The sequence below is a fragment of the Pseudomonas citrullilanati genome, from assembly GCF_030580855.1.
Classification (GTDB): Bacteria; Pseudomonadota; Gammaproteobacteria; order Pseudomonadales; family Pseudomonadaceae; genus Aquipseudomonas; species Aquipseudomonas citrulli.
Genome location: NZ_JAUQOP010000001.1, coordinates 136,890 through 153,913 on the forward strand (window position 1 = coordinate 136,890; position 17,024 = coordinate 153,913).

The 17,024-nt window shown below is 62.7% G+C and carries 16 protein-coding genes; all 16 read left to right on the top strand.

The window, feature by feature from the left end:
* The first annotated feature begins 1 nt into the window (after position 1).
* Positions 2 to 784: a flagellar biosynthetic protein FliR gene (gene fliR, locus Q6A48_RS00555; protein ID WP_304551100.1), complete on the top strand. Its 783-nt coding sequence runs from the start codon at positions 2 to 4 to the stop codon at positions 782 to 784.
* 2 nt (positions 785 to 786) lie between these two features.
* Positions 787 to 1,923 (top strand): flagellar biosynthesis protein FlhB, encoded by a 1,137-nt coding sequence (gene flhB, locus Q6A48_RS00560; RefSeq protein WP_304551102.1) that lies wholly within the window; start codon positions 787 to 789, stop codon positions 1,921 to 1,923.
* A gap of 444 nt (positions 1,924 to 2,367) precedes the next feature.
* Positions 2,368 to 4,497, top strand: a complete 2,130-nt coding sequence (gene flhA, locus Q6A48_RS00565; RefSeq protein WP_304551104.1) for a flagellar biosynthesis protein FlhA — start codon at positions 2,368 to 2,370, stop codon at positions 4,495 to 4,497.
* 11 nt (positions 4,498 to 4,508) lie between these two features.
* Positions 4,509 to 5,858, top strand: coding sequence for a flagellar biosynthesis GTPase FlhF (flhF, locus tag Q6A48_RS00570; RefSeq protein WP_304551106.1), 1,350 nt, complete (start codon positions 4,509 to 4,511; stop codon positions 5,856 to 5,858).
* Positions 5,859 to 5,972: 114 nt separating this feature from the next.
* Complete coding sequence (gene fleN, locus Q6A48_RS00575; RefSeq protein WP_042729120.1) at positions 5,973 to 6,803, top strand: flagellar synthesis regulator FleN; 831 nt, start codon at positions 5,973 to 5,975, stop codon at positions 6,801 to 6,803.
* Positions 6,800 to 7,543, top strand: a complete 744-nt coding sequence (fliA, locus tag Q6A48_RS00580) for an RNA polymerase sigma factor FliA (protein ID WP_042729121.1) — start codon at positions 6,800 to 6,802, stop codon at positions 7,541 to 7,543. The genes fleN and fliA overlap by 4 nt, the downstream gene beginning before the upstream one ends.
* Before the next feature lie 160 nt (positions 7,544 to 7,703).
* Positions 7,704 to 8,075, top strand: a complete 372-nt coding sequence (locus Q6A48_RS00585; RefSeq protein ID WP_003199125.1) for a chemotaxis response regulator CheY — start codon at positions 7,704 to 7,706, stop codon at positions 8,073 to 8,075.
* A gap of 19 nt (positions 8,076 to 8,094) precedes the next feature.
* On the top strand, positions 8,095 to 8,880 hold the full coding sequence (locus tag Q6A48_RS00590) for a protein phosphatase CheZ (RefSeq protein WP_304551111.1): 786 nt from the start codon (positions 8,095 to 8,097) through the stop codon (positions 8,878 to 8,880).
* Positions 8,881 to 8,911: 31 nt separating this feature from the next.
* Positions 8,912 to 11,191, top strand: coding sequence for a chemotaxis protein CheA (locus Q6A48_RS00595; RefSeq protein ID WP_304551112.1), 2,280 nt, complete (start codon positions 8,912 to 8,914; stop codon positions 11,189 to 11,191).
* 48 nt (positions 11,192 to 11,239) lie between these two features.
* Positions 11,240 to 12,373: a protein-glutamate methylesterase/protein-glutamine glutaminase gene (locus tag Q6A48_RS00600; protein ID WP_304551115.1), complete on the top strand. Its 1,134-nt coding sequence runs from the start codon at positions 11,240 to 11,242 to the stop codon at positions 12,371 to 12,373.
* Complete coding sequence (locus Q6A48_RS00605; RefSeq protein ID WP_304551116.1) at positions 12,373 to 13,113, top strand: flagellar motor protein; 741 nt, start codon at positions 12,373 to 12,375, stop codon at positions 13,111 to 13,113. Before Q6A48_RS00600 ends, Q6A48_RS00605 begins: the two co-directional genes overlap by 1 nt.
* A gap of 15 nt (positions 13,114 to 13,128) precedes the next feature.
* Entirely contained in the window at positions 13,129 to 14,013 is an 885-nt protein-coding gene (gene motD / locus Q6A48_RS00610; RefSeq protein ID WP_304551117.1) for a flagellar motor protein MotD, read from the top strand.
* A gap of 49 nt (positions 14,014 to 14,062) precedes the next feature.
* Positions 14,063 to 14,854 (top strand): ParA family protein, encoded by a 792-nt coding sequence (locus Q6A48_RS00615; protein WP_304551118.1) that lies wholly within the window; start codon positions 14,063 to 14,065, stop codon positions 14,852 to 14,854.
* Positions 14,855 to 14,950: 96 nt separating this feature from the next.
* Positions 14,951 to 15,823: a CheW domain-containing protein gene (locus Q6A48_RS00620; RefSeq protein ID WP_304551119.1), complete on the top strand. Its 873-nt coding sequence runs from the start codon at positions 14,951 to 14,953 to the stop codon at positions 15,821 to 15,823.
* A gap of 72 nt (positions 15,824 to 15,895) precedes the next feature.
* Positions 15,896 to 16,381: a chemotaxis protein CheW gene (locus Q6A48_RS00625; RefSeq protein ID WP_024778681.1), complete on the top strand. Its 486-nt coding sequence runs from the start codon at positions 15,896 to 15,898 to the stop codon at positions 16,379 to 16,381.
* Position 16,382: 1 nt separating this feature from the next.
* The gene (locus tag Q6A48_RS00630) at positions 16,383 to 16,778 is read left to right on the top strand and encodes a DUF2802 domain-containing protein (protein ID WP_304551125.1); all 396 of its coding nucleotides are present in this window, start codon (positions 16,383 to 16,385) and stop codon (positions 16,776 to 16,778) included.
* Positions 16,779 to 17,024: the final 246 nt, after the last annotated feature.

Below are 17,024 nucleotides of genomic sequence, written 5' to 3' on the forward strand. Positions count from 1 at the left end.
GATGTCGATGCTCGCGCTGACCGACACCCAGATCAGTTCCTGGGTGGCGGCGTTCGTCCTACCACTGTTTCGCGTCACCGCCGTGCTGATGAGCATGCCGGTCTTCGGCACGACCCTGCTGCCACGCCGCGTGCGCCTGTATTTCGCCCTGGCGATCACCGTGGTCATCGCCCCCGGCTTGCCGCCGATGCCGCCGGTCCACGCGTTGGACCTCAGTGCGCTGATGCTGGTGGCCGAACAGATCCTCATCGGCACCTTGATGGGGTTTTCCCTGCAGTTGTTCTTCCAGGCGTTCGTGGTGGCCGGGCAAATCATTTCGATCCAGATGGGCATGGCCTTCGCATCCATGATCGATCCCACCAACGGCGTCAACAGCGCAGTGATCGGGCAGTTCCTGACGATGCTGGTGACCTTGTTGTTCCTGGCCATGAACGGGCATCTGGTGGTGTTCGAGGTGCTGACCGAAAGCTTCACGACCCTGCCGGTGGGCAGCGCGTTGCTGGTCAATCATTTCTGGGAGATCGCCGGCAAGCTCGGCTGGGTCCTGGGCGCGGCGATGGTGCTGGTATTGCCGGCGATCACCGCGCTGCTGGTGGTCAACATCGCCTTCGGCGTGATGACCCGGGCGGCGCCGCAATTGAATATCTTCTCGATCGGTTTCCCGTTGACCCTGGTGTTGGGCATGGTGATCTTCTGGATCAGCCTCGGAGATATTCTCAACCAGTATCAGCCGCTGGCGACCGAGGCCCTGCAGTTGCTACGTGACATGGCACAGGCGCGCTGACCATGGCTGAAAGCGAGAGTGGCCAGGACAAGACAGAAGATCCCACGGAAAAGCGCAGGCGCGAATCCCGGGAGAAGGGCGAGATCGCCCGTTCCAAAGAGCTCAACACCCTGGCGATCATGCTGGCCGGGGCGGGTAGCCTGTTGATCTACGGTGGCGGGTTGGCCCAGGACCTGCTGGAAATCATGCGGCTGAATTTTTCCCTGCCTCGCGACGTGCTGCTCACCCCAGGCGCGATGACGCAGTACCTGTTGCACTCGGGCAAGATCGCGATCCTGGCGTTGCAACCGATCCTGATCTTCCTGTTGCTGGCGGCCTTCATCGGCCCGATTTCCCTGGGCGGGTGGCTGTTCGCGGCCGGCAGCCTGGCGCCCAAGTTCAGCCGAATGAACCTGTTGTCGGGCCTCAAGCGGATGTTTTCCACGTCGGCGCTGATGGAGTTGCTCAAGGCCCTCGGCAAGTTCCTGCTGGTCCTGTCCGTGGCGTTGACGGTGTTGCAAGGCGATATCGATGACTTGTTGAGCATTGCCCACGAGCCATTGGAACAGGCCATCATCCACAGCGTGCAACTGGTGGGCTGGAGCACTTTGTGGATGGCTTGCGGGCTGATCCTGATCGCGGCCATCGACGTTCCGATCCAGCTTTATCAGAGCAAGCAGAAGCTGATGATGACCAAGCAGGAGGTGCGCGACGAATACAAGGAGCAGGAGGGCAAGCCGGAGGTCAAGCAGCGCGTGCGCCAATTGCAGCGCGAAATTTCCCAGCGCCGGATGATGTCGGCCATCCCGGAAGCCGATGTGGTCATCACCAACCCGACCCACTACGCCGTGGCGCTCAAGTACGACCCCGAAAAAGGCAATGCGCCGATGCTGCTGGCCAAGGGCAGCGATTTCCTGGCGTTGAAGATCCGCGAGATCGCCGTCGCCAACGAGGTGATGCTCCTCGAATCCCCGGCCCTGGCGCGGTCGATCTACTACTCCACCGAGCTTGAAGAAGAGATCCCTGGCGGCCTGTACCTGGCCGTGGCCCAGGTGTTGGCCTATGTCTATCAGATCCGCCAGCATCGCGCCGGCAAGGGCAAGCGCCCCGAACCGCTGAAGGACCTGCCGATTCCGCCGGATTTGCGTCGCGATTCCTGACAGGCTATCGCTAGTTCGAAGAGCGCCATTTGCCGGTGTTGGCGATGTACCTGAACATGAGGGAGGGTAAGGGGCAAGCGCTGGCGCTGCATGAGGTTTCAAGGCGCCGTGGTCGTCCAGGTCGTCGGGGTGGACGCCCATCTGTTCGGCAAGGGCGATTCTATCGGTCATGGTCGGTCTCCGTGGAATGCCGCAGCTGGCTATCTCGCGGTACCAGCGCCACGCGAGGATCTATTTGATACCTCCTTGCGCGCGTCAGCTACTGTCAGAACTGTCAGATGAGTTCTCATTTGCGGGCTGCCGCTCGGGTCTCCCTATCACACCTAAACGCCTATGCCCCCAGTGATTTCTTCAGTCTCGGCAAAGTTGGACGGCTTTTTGCAAAAGCACCTCCCGTGACGCTCATGGCGTCAAAACTTTGCTTCACAGGAACGGGGAATCTCGGTGGATCGCTCTCAGTTACTCAGCACCGCGCGCAGCAGCGCAGTGACGCTCGGCCAAGGCAACCTCGGGGTGCCGGTGTTGCTGATGGTCATGCTCGCCATGATGATGCTGCCCGTGCCGCCGTTCCTGCTGGACGTGTTCTTCACGTTCAACATCGCCCTGTCGATCGTGGTGCTGCTGGTCTGCGTCTACGCCCTGCGCCCCCTGGATTTCGCGGTGTTCCCCACCATCCTGTTGGTGGCGACCCTGTTGCGCCTGGCGCTGAACGTGGCGTCCACCCGCGTGGTCATGCTCCACGGCCAGGATGGTCACGCCGCCGCCGGTAAAGTGATCCAGGCCTTCGGCGAGGTGGTGATAGGCGGTAACTACGTGGTCGGTATCGTGGTCTTCGCCATTTTGATGATCATCAACTTCGTCGTGGTAACCAAGGGTGCCGGGCGGATTTCCGAGGTGAGCGCGCGTTTTACCCTCGATGCGATGCCCGGCAAGCAAATGGCGATCGACGCCGACCTCAACGCCGGCCTGATCGATCAGAACCAGGCCAAGACGCGCCGCCTGGAAGTGGCCCAGGAAGCCGAGTTCTACGGTTCCATGGACGGCGCCAGTAAATTCGTCCGCGGCGACGCCATCGCCGGCCTGCTGATCCTGTTCATCAACCTGATCGGCGGCATGGCCGTCGGTATCTTCCAGCACGGCATGAGCTTCGGCGATGCGGGCCGGGTCTACGCCTTGCTGACCATTGGTGACGGTTTGGTGGCGCAATTGCCATCACTGTTGTTATCCACAGCGGCGGCGATCATGGTGACCCGTGCGTCGGGCTCCGAAGACATGGGCAAGCAGATCGGGCGGCAGATGTTCGCCTCGCCCAAGGCCCTCGCCGTGGCCGCCGGCCTGATGGCGGTCATGGGCCTGGTGCCGGGGATGCCCCACATTTCCTTCCTGACCATGGCGGCGCTGGCGGCCGGTGGCGCCTACCTGTTCTGGAAAAAGCAGAACGTCCAGAAGCTCCAGGCCCTGCAAGAGGTCAAGCGCCAGCAGGAACTGCTGCCATCCCCGGCGCGGGCCCTGGAAACCAAGGAGCTGGGCTGGGACGACGTGACCCCGATCGACATGATCGGCCTGGAAGTCGGCTACCGCCTGATTCCCTTGGTCGATCGCAACCAGGGCGGCCAGTTGCTGGCGCGGATCAAGGGCGTGCGCAAGAAGCTGTCCCAGGACCTGGGCTTCCTGATGCCGACCGTGCACATCCGCGACAACCTCGACCTGGCGCCGAGCGCCTATCGCCTGACGCTGATGGGGGTCATCCTGGCCGAGGCCGAGATCTACCCGGACCGCGAGCTGGCGATCAACCCGGGGCAGGTCTACGGTACGCTCAACGGCATCACCGCCAAAGATCCGGCTTTCGGCCTGGAGGCGGTGTGGATCGAGATCAGCCAGCGGGCGCAGGCCCAGTCCCTCGGCTATACCGTGGTGGACGCCAGTACCGTGGTCGCGACCCACTTGAACCAGATCCTGTACAAGCATTCCAGCGAGCTGATCGGCCACGAGGAAGTCCAGCAATTGCTGCAAGTCCTGGCCAAAGGCTCGCCGAAGCTGGCTGAAGAATTGGTGCCAGGGGTGGTTTCGCTGTCGCAACTGCTCAAGATCCTGCAGGCGCTCCTGGCCGAGCAGGTGCCGGTACGTGACATCCGCAGCATTGCCGAAGCCATCGCCAACAACGCTTCCAAGAGTCAAGATACCGCCGCGATGGTGGCCGCGGTGCGGGTTGGCGTATCCCGTGCAATCGTCCAAAGCATTGTAGGCACTGAGTCCGAGCTGCCTGTGATCACCTTGGAGCCAAGGTTGGAACAGATATTGCTCAATAGTTTGCAGAAGGCAGGGCAAGGCTCGGAAGAGGGTGTCCTGCTGGAGCCAAGCATGGCCGAGAAGCTGCAGCGTTCGCTGATCGAGGCAGCCCAGCGGCAAGAGATGCAAGGGCAACCGGTGATCCTGCTGGTGGCCGGTCCGATTCGCGCGATGCTCTCGCGGTTCGGACGCCTCGCGGTCCCGGGGCTGCATGTGCTGGCTTACCAGGAAATACCGGACAACAAGCAAGTGACCATCGTTGCGACAGTAGGGCCCAACGGCTGAGGTAGTGGTTTATGCAAGTGAAGCGTTTTTTCGCCGCCGATATGCGTCAGGCCATGAAGCTGGTTCGTGACGAGCTGGGCGCCGAGGCAGCCATCATCGGTAATCGCCGGATCGCCGGCGGTGTCGAGCTGACAGCGGCTCTGGACTACAAATTGTCGGCGCTGGCCCCGCGTGTTCCGAACATGGAACTCGAGGACGAGCTGCGCAAGACCCAGTCGCGCATTGCCAGTGCCCAGGCCGAGTTGAGCCTGCGCAGCAGCGAAGGCGAGGCCGCGCCGGGTACCAATCGTCAATTGTTCGCCGGTCAGCCACTGACCGCCGGCCTGCCGTTGACCGCCGCCGAACCGCTGATCGAGCCCACCCCGGCCGAGCCGCGGCGCCCGGCGCCTGCTCCCGCCGCGCCGGCCCGTGGGGTCGACCCGCGTGCCCTGGACTCGATGCGCTTCGAGCTCAACAGCCTGCGCGAGCTGATGGAAGTGCAGCTCGGCTCCCTGGCCTGGAACCAGCTGCAAGGCAGCCATCCGGCCCAGGCCAACCTGTGGCGCCGCCTGCAACGCATCGGCTTGTCCGGTCCGTTGTCCCGCGACCTGCTGGCGCTGATCAAGGGTATCGAAGAGCCTCGCCAGGCCTGGCGCATGTTGTTGGCGCACCTGGCGCGGATGATCGCCACGCCGGAAGTCGAGCCACTGGAAGAGGGCGGGGTGATCGCCATGGTCGGTCCTGCCGGCATGGGCAAGACCACCACCCTGGCCAAGCTCGCCGCCCGTTATGTCCTCAAGTACGGTGCCCAGAGCATTGCGCTGGTGAGCATGGACAGTTTCCGCATCGGTGCCCAGGAGCAACTCAAGACCCTCGGCCGCATCCTCAATGTGTCGGTGACCCATGTGGACCCGGGTCAGTCCCTGGCCCAGGCGCTGGAGCCCCTGCTGCGCAAGCGCGTCGTGCTGATCGACACCGCCGGCCTGCAAGCCAGCGATCCGGCCCTGCGCCTGCAACTCGAAAGCCTGGCCGGGCGCGGTATCAAGTCAAAAAATTATCTCGTGTTGGCAACCACCAGCCAGAAACAGGTTCTAACCGCCGCCTACCACAGCTACAAGCGCTGCGGGCTGGCCGGCTGCATCCTGACTAAGCTGGACGAAACGGCGAGCCTGGGCGAGGTGTTGAGCCTGGCGATCGGTCATGAATTGCCGGTGGCCTACCTGACCGACGGGCCGCGGATCCCGGATGACCTGCATCTGCCGCGCCGTCATCAACTGGTCAGTCGTGCCGTAAGTGTGCAAATGCAGGAAGAACCCAGCGAAGAAGCCATGGCTGACATGTTCGCTGATATCTACCACAGCCCATCCAAACAGGTCGGCTGAGGTTATCATGAGTATTTTTTGTACCTACATCGATGGTCTGCCATGCATTGTTCCGTGTGAACGCGCAGCCAGTAATGTGGCCTCCGTCTAAGTAAGACAAGGTAAAGAACGAACATGGGCAGCATGCATCCCGTACAGGTGATCGCGGTGACCGGCGGCAAAGGTGGCGTCGGGAAGACTAACGTGTCAGTGAACTTGTCCCTGGCTCTGGCAGAGCTTGGCCGACGGGTCATGCTGCTGGACGCCGACCTGGGCCTGGCGAACGTCGACGTGCTGCTGGGGCTCACCCCCAAGCGCACGCTGGCGGATGTGATCGAGGGTCGCTGCGAGCTGCGCGACGTACTGTTGCAGGGGCCGGGCGGGATCCGCATCGTGCCGGCCGCTTCCGGCACCCAGAGCATGGTCCACCTGACCCCGGCCCAGCACGCGGGCCTGATCCAGGCATTCAGCGACATCGGCGACAACCTCGATGTGCTGGTGATCGACACCGCGGCCGGCATCGGCGACTCGGTCGTCAGTTTCGTCCGCGCTGCCCAGGAAGTGCTGCTGGTGGTCTGCGACGAACCAACGTCCATCACCGACGCCTACGCCCTGATCAAGCTGCTGAACCGCGACTACGGCATGAACCGCTTCCGCGTGCTGGCCAACATGGCGCAGAGCCCGCAAGAGGGCCGCAACCTGTTCGCCAAGCTGACCAAGGTCACTGATCGCTTCCTGGATGTCGCCCTACAATATGTCGGCGCCGTGCCCTACGACGAAAGTGTCCGCAAGGCCGTCCAGAAGCAACGTGCCGTCTATGAAGCTTTTCCACGTTCCAAATGTGCGCTGGCGTTCAAGGCAATCGCCCAGAAAGTCGATAGTTGGCCGCTGCCGGCCAACCCTCGCGGGCACCTGGAATTTTTCGTCGAGCGTCTCGTGCAACAGACAGCAGGGCCCGTGCTATGACAGCCAGCAGTTACAACCACCTCTACAAAAAATCGGCACGGGACGCCCAGTACGAGTTGATCGAGCGTTACGCGCCCCTGGTCAAGCGTATCGCCTATCACTTGCTGGCGCGGTTGCCGGCCAGTGTGCAGGTCGAGGACCTGATCCAGGCCGGCATGATCGGCCTGCTCGAAGTGTCGAACAAATACGACGCGAGCAAGGGCGCCAGTTTCGAGACCTACGCCGGTATCCGCATCCGCGGGGCGATGCTCGATGAAGTCCGCAAGGGCGATTGGGCGCCGCGTTCGGTGCACCGCAATACCCGCATGGTCAGCGATGCGATCCGTGCGATTGAAGCTAAAACCGGGCGCGACGCTAAAGATCACGAGGTTGCGGCCGAACTCCAGTTGAGTCTCGATGATTATTACGGGATTTTGAACGATACCTTGGGCAGCCGCCTGTTCAGTTTCGACGACCTGTTGCAGGACGGCGAACACGAAGGGCTGCATGAGGATGGCGCAAGTGCTCACATGGAGCCATCGCGCGACCTGGAAGATGAACGCTTCCAGAGCGCCCTGGCGGAAGCGATTGCCAATTTGCCGGAGCGTGAGCGACTGGTCTTGGCGCTGTACTACGACGAAGAGCTGAACCTCAAGGAAATCGGTGAGGTCCTGGGAGTCAGCGAATCGCGGGTCAGCCAGTTACACAGCCAGTGCGCAGCCCGTTTGCGGGGGCGTTTGGGGGAATGGCGAGCGCGCTGACACGCAGTGCGGGGGCACTGCGAGCGAGGCCGGCAGGTACTGCACGGTCTCATCCGTTGTGCTCCGGGCTGTTGTCGAGCGTTGTGCCGGATTGATTGAAATGGCGCGCCCAGGTGCTGGACGCGTTTAAGACTGCTTGGAGGTCGAATTGGACAAGAACATGAAAATCCTCATCGTTGATGACTTCTCAACGATGCGGCGGATCATTAAAAACCTGTTGCGTGACCTTGGGTTCACCAACACGGCCGAAGCAGATGACGGGACCACTGCGCTCCCGATGTTGCACAGTGGCAACTTCGATTTTCTGGTCACCGACTGGAACATGCCCGGGATGACCGGCATCGACCTGCTGCGCCAGGTGCGCGCCGACGAAAAACTCAAGCACCTTCCCGTGCTGATGGTCACCGCCGAAGCCAAGCGCGAGCAGATCATCGAAGCGGCCCAGGCCGGCGTGAACGGCTACGTGGTCAAACCCTTCACGGCCCAGGCGTTGAAAGAGAAGATCGAAAAAATCTTCGAACGCATCGGCTAACGGCGCCCCGGGGGGAGCTATGGATAACGAATCTTCAATGGGCGATTTCGAATCGACCCTGAAAAAACATGCCCGTGAACTGGTCGAAAGCCTCGAAAAAGGCCGTTTTGGCGATGCGGTTCAAATGATCCATGAGCTCAACCAGACCCGTGACCGGGGGCTGTATCTGGAAGTGGGCAAGCTCACGCGTGAATTGCACAGCGCGATTGTCAATTTCCAGATCGACCCGCGCATGCCGCAGGCCGAGGAAGTCTCGCAGATCACCGACGCCACCGAGCGCCTGGGGTATGTGGTCAAGCTGACCGAGGCCGCGGCCAACCGCACCATGGACCTGGTGGAGAGCGCCACGCCGCTGGTCAATGGCCTGAGCGAGGAAGCCCAGGCCTTGAGCGCCGACTGGGGTCGGTTCATGCGTCGCGAGGTCGGGGCCGAGGAGTTTCGGGAACTGGCCCGCCGGGTCGACGGTTTCCTGGCGCGCAGCAGCAGCGAGAACCGCGCCGTCGCCAGCAACCTCAACGACATCCTCTTGGCCCAGGACTATCAGGACCTGACCGGCCAGGTAATCAAGCGCGTGACCCAACTGGTCACCGAAGTGGAAAGCAATTTGCTCAAACTGGTGTTGATGGCCAGCCAGGTCGACCGCTTTGCGGGCATCGAACACGACCGTGAAGCGATGCTTGCTGAAAAAGATCCACAAAAACATCTCTCTCAGGGTGAAGGTCCGCAGATTCATGCCGATAAAAGAGAAGACGTTGTGTCCGGTCAGGACGATGTGGACGATTTGCTGTCCAGCCTTGGATTCTGAGTTTTAGCCCTGTTTTAGGAGCACCCCATTAATGAGCTTCGGCGCCGATGAAGAGATCCTTCAGGATTTCCTGGTTGAGGCTGGCGAGATTCTCGAGCAACTGTCCGAGCAATTGGTCGAGCTGGAAAGCCGGCCGGATGATGCGGATCTGCTCAACGCAATCTTTCGCGGTTTCCACACTGTAAAAGGAGGCGCCGGCTTCCTCCAGCTCAACGAGCTGGTGGAGTGCTGTCACATTGCCGAAAACGTGTTCGACATCCTGCGCAAGGGTGAGCGTCGCGTCGATTCGGAGTTGATGGACGTGGTGCTTGAAGCGCTGGATGCGGTCAACAGCATGTTCAGCGAAGTGCGCGAGCGCTCGCCGATCACCCCCGCCACGCCTGAGCTGCTCGCCGCGCTGTCGCGCCTGGCCGAGCCTCAGTCGGCCGACGAGGCCGTTGCCGAGGCCGAGCCGGCCATTGAAGAACCGGTGGTCGAGGAACCTGTCGCCGAGGAATCGGGTGACATCACCGATAATGAATTCGAACAACTGCTGGACTCCCTGAGCGCCGCCAAGGCCCAGGCCGAGGCGCCGGCCGCACCGGCTGCCGCGCCGGCAGGCGATGCCGCTGCCAGCGATGAGATCACCGACGCCGAGTTCGAGTCGTTGCTCGACCAGCTGCATGGCAAGGGGCAGTTCGCCGTCGATGCCGTCGCGCCTGCGGCGGCCCCGGCCGCCCCGAAAGCGGCCGGCGACAACTCCGACATCACCGACGACGAATTCGAAGCCTTGCTCGATCAACTGCACGGCAAGGGCACCTTTGCCGTCGATGCGCTGGATTCGGCCATCGCTTCGGCGCCGAGCCCGGCGCAACCTGCCGCCGCTGCGGCCGGCAGCGACCTGATCAGCGACCACGAATTCGAATCGCTGCTGGACGAACTGCACGGCAAGGGCAAGTTCAGCGAAGTCGGTACGGCGGCCGCCAAGCCGGCCGCCGCCACGGGTGCTGCGGCTGCCGCCGCGCCAGTGGCCAAGGCCGCGCCGAAGCCGGCTGCCAAGGCGCCGGAGGCGAAGGCCGAGACGCCCAAGCCTGCCGCCGCCGCTGCGCCAGCGCCAGCCCGTGCCGCGTCGGCACCGCCGGCGGAAAAACCGGCCAGTGAAGCCGAGACCACCGTGCGGGTCGACACCGCGCGCCTGGACGAGATCATGAACATGGTCGGCGAGCTGGTGCTGGTGCGTAACCGCCTGGTGCGCCTGGGCCTCAACAGCCAGGACGAAGCCATGTCCAAGGCCGTGTCGAACCTCGACGTGGTCACGGCCGACCTGCAGACCGCGGTCATGAAGACCCGGATGCAGCCGATCAAGAAAGTCTTCGGGCGCTTCCCGCGCCTGGTTCGCGACCTGGCTCGCCAGCTCAAGAAAGAAATCAACCTGGAACTGGTGGGTGAAGAAACCGACCTCGACAAGAACCTCGTCGAGGCCCTGGCCGACCCATTGGTCCACTTGGTGCGCAACGCGGTCGACCACGGTATCGAGTCGCCGCAGGAGCGCGAGGAGGCGGGCAAGGTCCGCAGCGGCAAGGTGATCCTGGCGGCCGAGCAGGAGGGCGACCACATCCTGTTGTCGATCTCCGACGATGGCAAGGGCATGGACCCGAACGTGTTGCGCGCGATCGCGGTGAAACGCGGCGTGATGGACAAGGATGCCGCCGACCGTCTCAGCGACACCGAGTGCTACAACCTGATCTTCGCCCCGGGCTTCTCCACCAAGACCGAGATCTCCGACGTCTCGGGCCGTGGCGTGGGCATGGACGTGGTGAAAACCAAGATTTCCCAGCTCAACGGTTCGATCAACATTTACTCGACCAAGGGCCAGGGCTCGAAGATCGTCATCAAGGTCCCATTGACCCTGGCGATCATGCCAACCCTGATGGTGATGCTGGGCAACCAGGCGTTCGCCTTCCCGCTGGTGAACGTCAACGAGATCTTCCACCTCGACCTGTCGCGCACCAACGTGGTGGACGGCCAGGAAGTGGTGATCGTACGGGACAAGGCCTTGCCGCTGTTCTACCTCAAGCGCTGGCTGGTCAGTTCCGCGGCGCACGAGGAGCAGGGCGAAGGTCACGTGGTGATCCTTTCGGTGGGCACCCAGCGGATCGGCTTCGTCGTCGATCAGTTGGTGGGCCAGGAAGAAGTGGTCATCAAGCCGTTGGGCAAGATGCTCCAGGGCACCCCGGGCATGTCCGGCGCCACCATCACCGGCGACGGCCGCATCGCGTTGATTCTCGATGTGCCCAGCATGCTCAAGCGCTACGCCGCCCGGCGTATTTGATTCTGGAGGAGGGCGGCCCGCGGCCGCGCCTCGTCTTACGGAGTGTTTATGGTAGTTAAAGTCCTGGTGGTGGACGACTCGGGTTTTTTTCGCCGCCGCGTCTCGGAAATTCTTTCGGCTGATACGAGTATCCAGGTTGTCGGTACGGCAACCAACGGCAAAGAGGCGATCGATCAGGCCCTGGCCCTCAAGCCGGATGTGATCACCATGGACTACGAGATGCCGATGATGGATGGCATCACGGCCGTGCGCCACATCATGCAGCGCTGCCCGACCCCGGTATTGATGTTCTCTTCCCTGACCCACGAAGGCGCCCGGGTGACCCTCGATGCGCTGGACGCCGGGGCGGTGGATTTCCTGCCGAAGAACTTCGAAGACATTTCGCGCAACCCCGACAAGGTCCGGCAGTTGCTGTGCGAAAAGGTCCATAGCATTTCCCGCAGCAACCGGCGTGTCGGCGGCTACAGCGCCCCGGCGCCAGCCCCTGTCGCGGCGCCAAGCCCTGCGCCGGCGCCAAGTGCTTCGAGCAGCTTCAACCCGCCGCCGGTGCGCAGTGCGCCGGCCCCGGCGCCTGCGCGCTCGGCCCCGGCCAGCGCACCGTCGGCGGCGCCCAAGCGCAAGGCCTACAAGCTGGTCGCGATCGGCACCTCCACCGGTGGCCCGGTAGCGCTGCAACGGGTCCTGACCCAGTTGCCGGGCAATTTCCCGGCCCCCATCGTGCTGATCCAGCACATGCCTGCCGCCTTCACCAAGGCGTTCGCCGAGCGCCTGGACAAGCTGTGCAACATCAGCGTCAAGGAAGCCGAGGATGGCGACATCCTGCGTCCGGGCCTGGCATTGCTGGCACCGGGTGGCAAGCAGATGATGGTCGACGGCCGTGGCGCGGTGAAGATCCTGCCGGGCGACGAGCGCTTGAACTACAAGCCGTGCGTGGACATTACCTTCGGTTCGGCGGCCAAATCCTACGGTGACAAAGTTCTGGCGGTGGTGCTCACCGGCATGGGCGCCGACGGTCGCGAAGGCGCGCGCCTGCTCAAGCAGGGCGGCAGTGCGATCTGGGCCCAGGACGAAGCCAGCTGCGTGATCTATGGCATGCCGATGGCCATCGTCAAGGCCGACCTCGCCGATGCCGTGTACAGCCTGGATGACATCGGCCGGCACCTGGTCGAGGCATGCCTGTAATGGATGTACTCAGCCTGATCGGCATCATCATGGCGTTCGTCGCCATTATCGGCGGCAATTACCTGGAAGGCGGGCATCTCGGTGCCCTGGCCAACGGTCCGGCCGCGTTGATCGTGCTCGGTGGCACCATCGGCGCGGCCTTGTTGCAGTCGCCCATGAGCGCATTCAAGCGGGCCATCCAGGTGCTGGGCTGGATCCTGTTCCCGCCGCGGGTAGACCTGGCCGGCGGTATCGACCGGGTGGTGAACTGGAGCCTGACCGCACGCAAGGAAGGCTTGCTCGGCCTGGAAGGGGTGGCCGATGCCGAACCCGACAGCTATTCGCGCAAAGGCCTGCAATTGCTGGTCGACGGTGCCGAGCCGGAAGCCATCCGCAGCATCCTGGAGGTGGATTTCTACACCCAGGAGGCCCGTGATATCGAAGCGGCCAAGGTGTTCGAAAGCATGGGCGGCTACGCGCCGACCATTGGCATCATCGGCGCGGTGATGGGCTTGATCCACGTGATGGGCAACCTGGCCGATCCGTCGCAACTGGGCAGCGGCATCGCCGTGGCCTTCGTGGCCACGATCTACGGCGTGGCGAGCGCCAACCTGGTGTTGCTGCCGATTGCCGCCAAGCTCAAGTCGATCGCCTTGCGCCAGTCGCGCTATCGCGAAATGTTGCTGGAAGGGATCCTGTCGATCGCCGAAGGTGAAAACCCACGCTCCATTGAGTTGAAGCTCCAGGGCTTCATGGACTGATGGGAGACAGGGAAAATGGCCCGTCGCAGGCACACTGAAGAACACGTCAACCATGAACGCTGGCTGGTTTCCTACGCCGACTTCATTACCCTGCTGTTTGCCTTTTTCGTGGTCATGTACTCGATTTCCTCGGTCAACGAAGGCAAGTACAAGGTCATTTCCGAGGCGCTGATCGGCGTCTTCACCGACTCCGATCGCGCCCTCAAGCCGATTCCCATTGGCGAAGAACGGCCCAAGAGCACGACCCCGGCCCAGCCGCTGGTCAAGGACTCCGAACAGGTCGATGCCGGCATCGCCGGCGGTAGCGATCCGTTGAAAAGCATCGCCGACGACATCAGCGCGGCATTCGGCGACCTGATCAAGTCCAACCAGATGACCGTGCGCGGCAACGAGCTTTGGGTGGAGATCGAACTCAACTCCAGCCTGCTGTTCGGCAGCGGCGACGCGATGCCCAGCGACATGGCCTTCAACATCATCGACAAGGTGGCAGCGATCCTGAGGCCGTTCGACAACCCGATCCATGTCGAAGGCTTTACGGACGACCAGCCGATCCGGACCGCGCAGTACCCGACCAACTGGGAGCTGTCTTCGGCCCGTTCGGCGAGCATTGTCCGCATGCTGGCGATGCAGGGCGTGAACCCCGGCCGCCTGGCGTCGGTGGGCTACGGCGAATTCCAGCCGGTGGCCAACAACGCCACCGCCGAAGGCCGCGCGCGCAATCGCCGCGTGGTCCTGGTGGTGTCGCGCAACCTCGATGTGCGGCGCAGCCTGACCGGCACGGGAACGGCCAATGCAACGCCGGATGCGGCATTGAAGCGTGCTGGCACACAAACTGCACCGGCTCCGGTCAAGTCGCCGGGACAGCGGAGCGCCGTCAATTCTCCGTCACCCGCTTTATAACCGAGCTATTTCTCGGTCGAGCCTGTTTCGGCCGGGAGGAACGATCCGAATGAGAGTCTGGGCAGTCGCCAATCAAAAAGGTGGTGTGGGTAAGACCACATCTTCCATCGCTCTAGCCGGGTTGCTGGCCGAGGCGGGCAAGCGCGTGGTCATCGTCGACCTGGACCCCCATGGCTCGATGACCAGCTATTTCGGCTACGACCCCGATAGCCTGGAGCACAGCAACTTCGACTTGTTCCTGCACAAGGGCACCGTGCCCGAGGGCCTGCCGGGGCAGTTGCTGTTGTCCACCAGCCACGAGAGCATCTCCCTGCTGCCGTCGAGCACCGCACTGGCGACCCTCGAGCGCCAGTCGCCGGGCCAGAGTGGCCTGGGCCTGGTAATCGCCAAGAGTCTGGCGCAGCTGTGGCAGGATTTCGATTACGCCATCATCGACAGCCCGCCGTTGCTGGGCCTGTTGATGGTCAACGCCCTGGCCGCGAGCCAGCAGTTGGTGATCCCGGTGCAGACCGAACACCTGGCGGTCAAGGGCCTGGAGCGGATGGTCAATACGCTGGCAATGGTCAACCGTTCGCGCAAGCAGTCGCTGACGTTCAACATCGTGCCGACCCTGTTCGACCGCCGTACCCAGGCGTCCCTGGGCACGTTGCGCGTGCTACGGGACAAGTACCCGGATGACATCTGGCAAGGCTACATCCCCGTTGATACGCGCTTGCGCGACGCGAGCCGGGTCGGCGTGACCCCGTCGCAATTCGATGGCAAGAGCCGTGGTGTGCTGGCCTACCGGGCGCTGCTCAAGCACTTGTTGGCCCAGCAACTCGTTTCACAGCAGGTGGCTTAACGTGACGAGGTCTCCTACAGGCATTGCGTCCACTCGCGGGCGCTCAAGTCCTACAGCATTCATGCCGATAACCTTTTCAAGTGGCGGACGTTTCCAATGAACCGCCCGATAAAGACAACCTCGCGACCTCAACTGGCCTTGCAGTCCTATCTGGATGGGCTGTTGCAGGAAGCCACCGAAGAATTGCCACCGCCGCCGAGCGTGATCGAGGCGTTGCCCGAGCCTGTCGAAGCCGAAGGTGTGCTGGATGAGTTTCAAGCGGCCGTGCTCGAAGAGCAGGCCCGTGATGCCCGGACGTCAGTGGTGGCGGCAGCGGTCGAGGCACCGTTCGTCAAGCCATCGGTGAAGGTCATGGACGCGCCCGCGCCGATCCTCGCGCCGGTGTCGACGGTTGCACCGCTGTTGCAGGGCCTGGTGACGCCGGTGGCGGAAGTCCACTTGCCGCCGAGCAGCCCGCCACCGCCGGTGCCGACCGACGACCGTCCGGCCTGGGCCGCCGAGGCATTCGAGTGCTTGTTGTTCGATGTGGCTGGGTTGACCCTGGCGGTGCCGCTGGTGTGCCTGGGATCGATCTATCCCCTGGCCGGGCATGAATTGACGCCGTTGTTCGGCCAGCCGGAATGGTTTCTCGGGATCCTGCCGAGCCAGGCCGGCAACCTGAAGGTACTCGATACCGCGCGTTGGGTGATGCCGGACCGCTATCGCGATGATTTTCGCCAGGGCCTGCAATACGTGATTTCGGTACAGGGGTACGAGTGGGGGTTGGCGGTGCATCAGGTCAGCCGTTCGCTGCGCCTGGATCCGAACGAAATCAAATGGCGCAGCCATCGAGGGCAACGGCCATGGCTGGCCGGTACGGTGATCGAACACATGTGCGCCTTGCTGGACGTTTCCGAACTGGCGGAGCTGATCGCCAGCGGGGGGGCAAAACACCTGGATGGCCGCAAGCCGGTCCAGAAACCGAAATAACACAACCGGCGGCGCACAACGTCGCGGGACAGAACACACGCCGCCACAGGCGGTTTTTCGAGGGGTCAGGGTATGAATGATAAGGCGTCGTCTCTCAAGGGTTCCGAAGATCCGATCTTGCAATGGGTGACCTTCAAGCTCGATAACGAAACCTACGGCATCAACGTGATGCGGGTGCAGGAAGTGCTGCGCTACACCGAGATCGCTCCGGTGCCGGGTGCGCCAAGCTACGTGCTGGGGATCATCAACCTGCGCGGCAACGTGGTCACGGTGATCGACACTCGCCAGCGTTTCGGCCTGAACTCCACCGAGGTCAACGACAACACCCGTATCGTGATCATCGAGGCCGACAAGCAAGTGGTCGGTATCCTGGTCGACAGCGTGGCCGAAGTGGTTTACTTGCGTCAGTCGGAAATCGAAACCGCGCCTAACGTCGGTAACGAAGAATCGGCCAAGTTCATCCAGGGCGTCTGCAACAAGAACAACGAGTTGCTGATCCTGGTCGAGCTGGAAAAAATGATGAGCGAAGAAGAGTGGTCGGAACTGGAGAGTATCTGATTTGATCCTTGAGGTAGCAGTCATTGTCCTGTTCCTGTTCTGGGCAGGCACGCTGGCGATGTTCGTGGCGTACATACGCGACCAGCGGCAAGTGGCCGCTCAGCAGGCCCAGGGCGATGCGCTGCGCGATCAGCGCATCAAGGAACTGGCCAAGCGCGTCGACGACTATCAGAACGGCACCGTGCGCATGGGCGAAGCGCTCCATGAGCTGCGTGCCGTCGTCGGGCCGTTGCCGGACAAGCTCGCCCAGCTGGAACAGCGAGACCCTTCCACCCTTTCATTCGCCCAGGCCGCGCGCCTGGTGGGCATGGGCGCCAGCATCGACGAACTGACCCAAGCCTGCGGCCTGACCCAGGCCGAGGCGGAGTTGATGAGCAAATTGCACCGGGGCGGTTGATTCCGTCAGGCCCAACGCAACCTGTGGCGAGGGAGCTCGCTCCCTCGCCACGGTGCAGGTTGAAATCCGAAACCCGGTTCTCGACACAGATCGCTGCCTATCGCTGTCCCTGTGGCGAGGGGATTTATCCCCGCTGGGTTGCGCAGCGACCCCCGATCACATCCTCAGTCCAACTGACACACCGAGTCCCAGCTCCAGGGGCCGCTGCGCGCCCCAGCGGGGATAAATCCCCTCGCCACAAAAAAG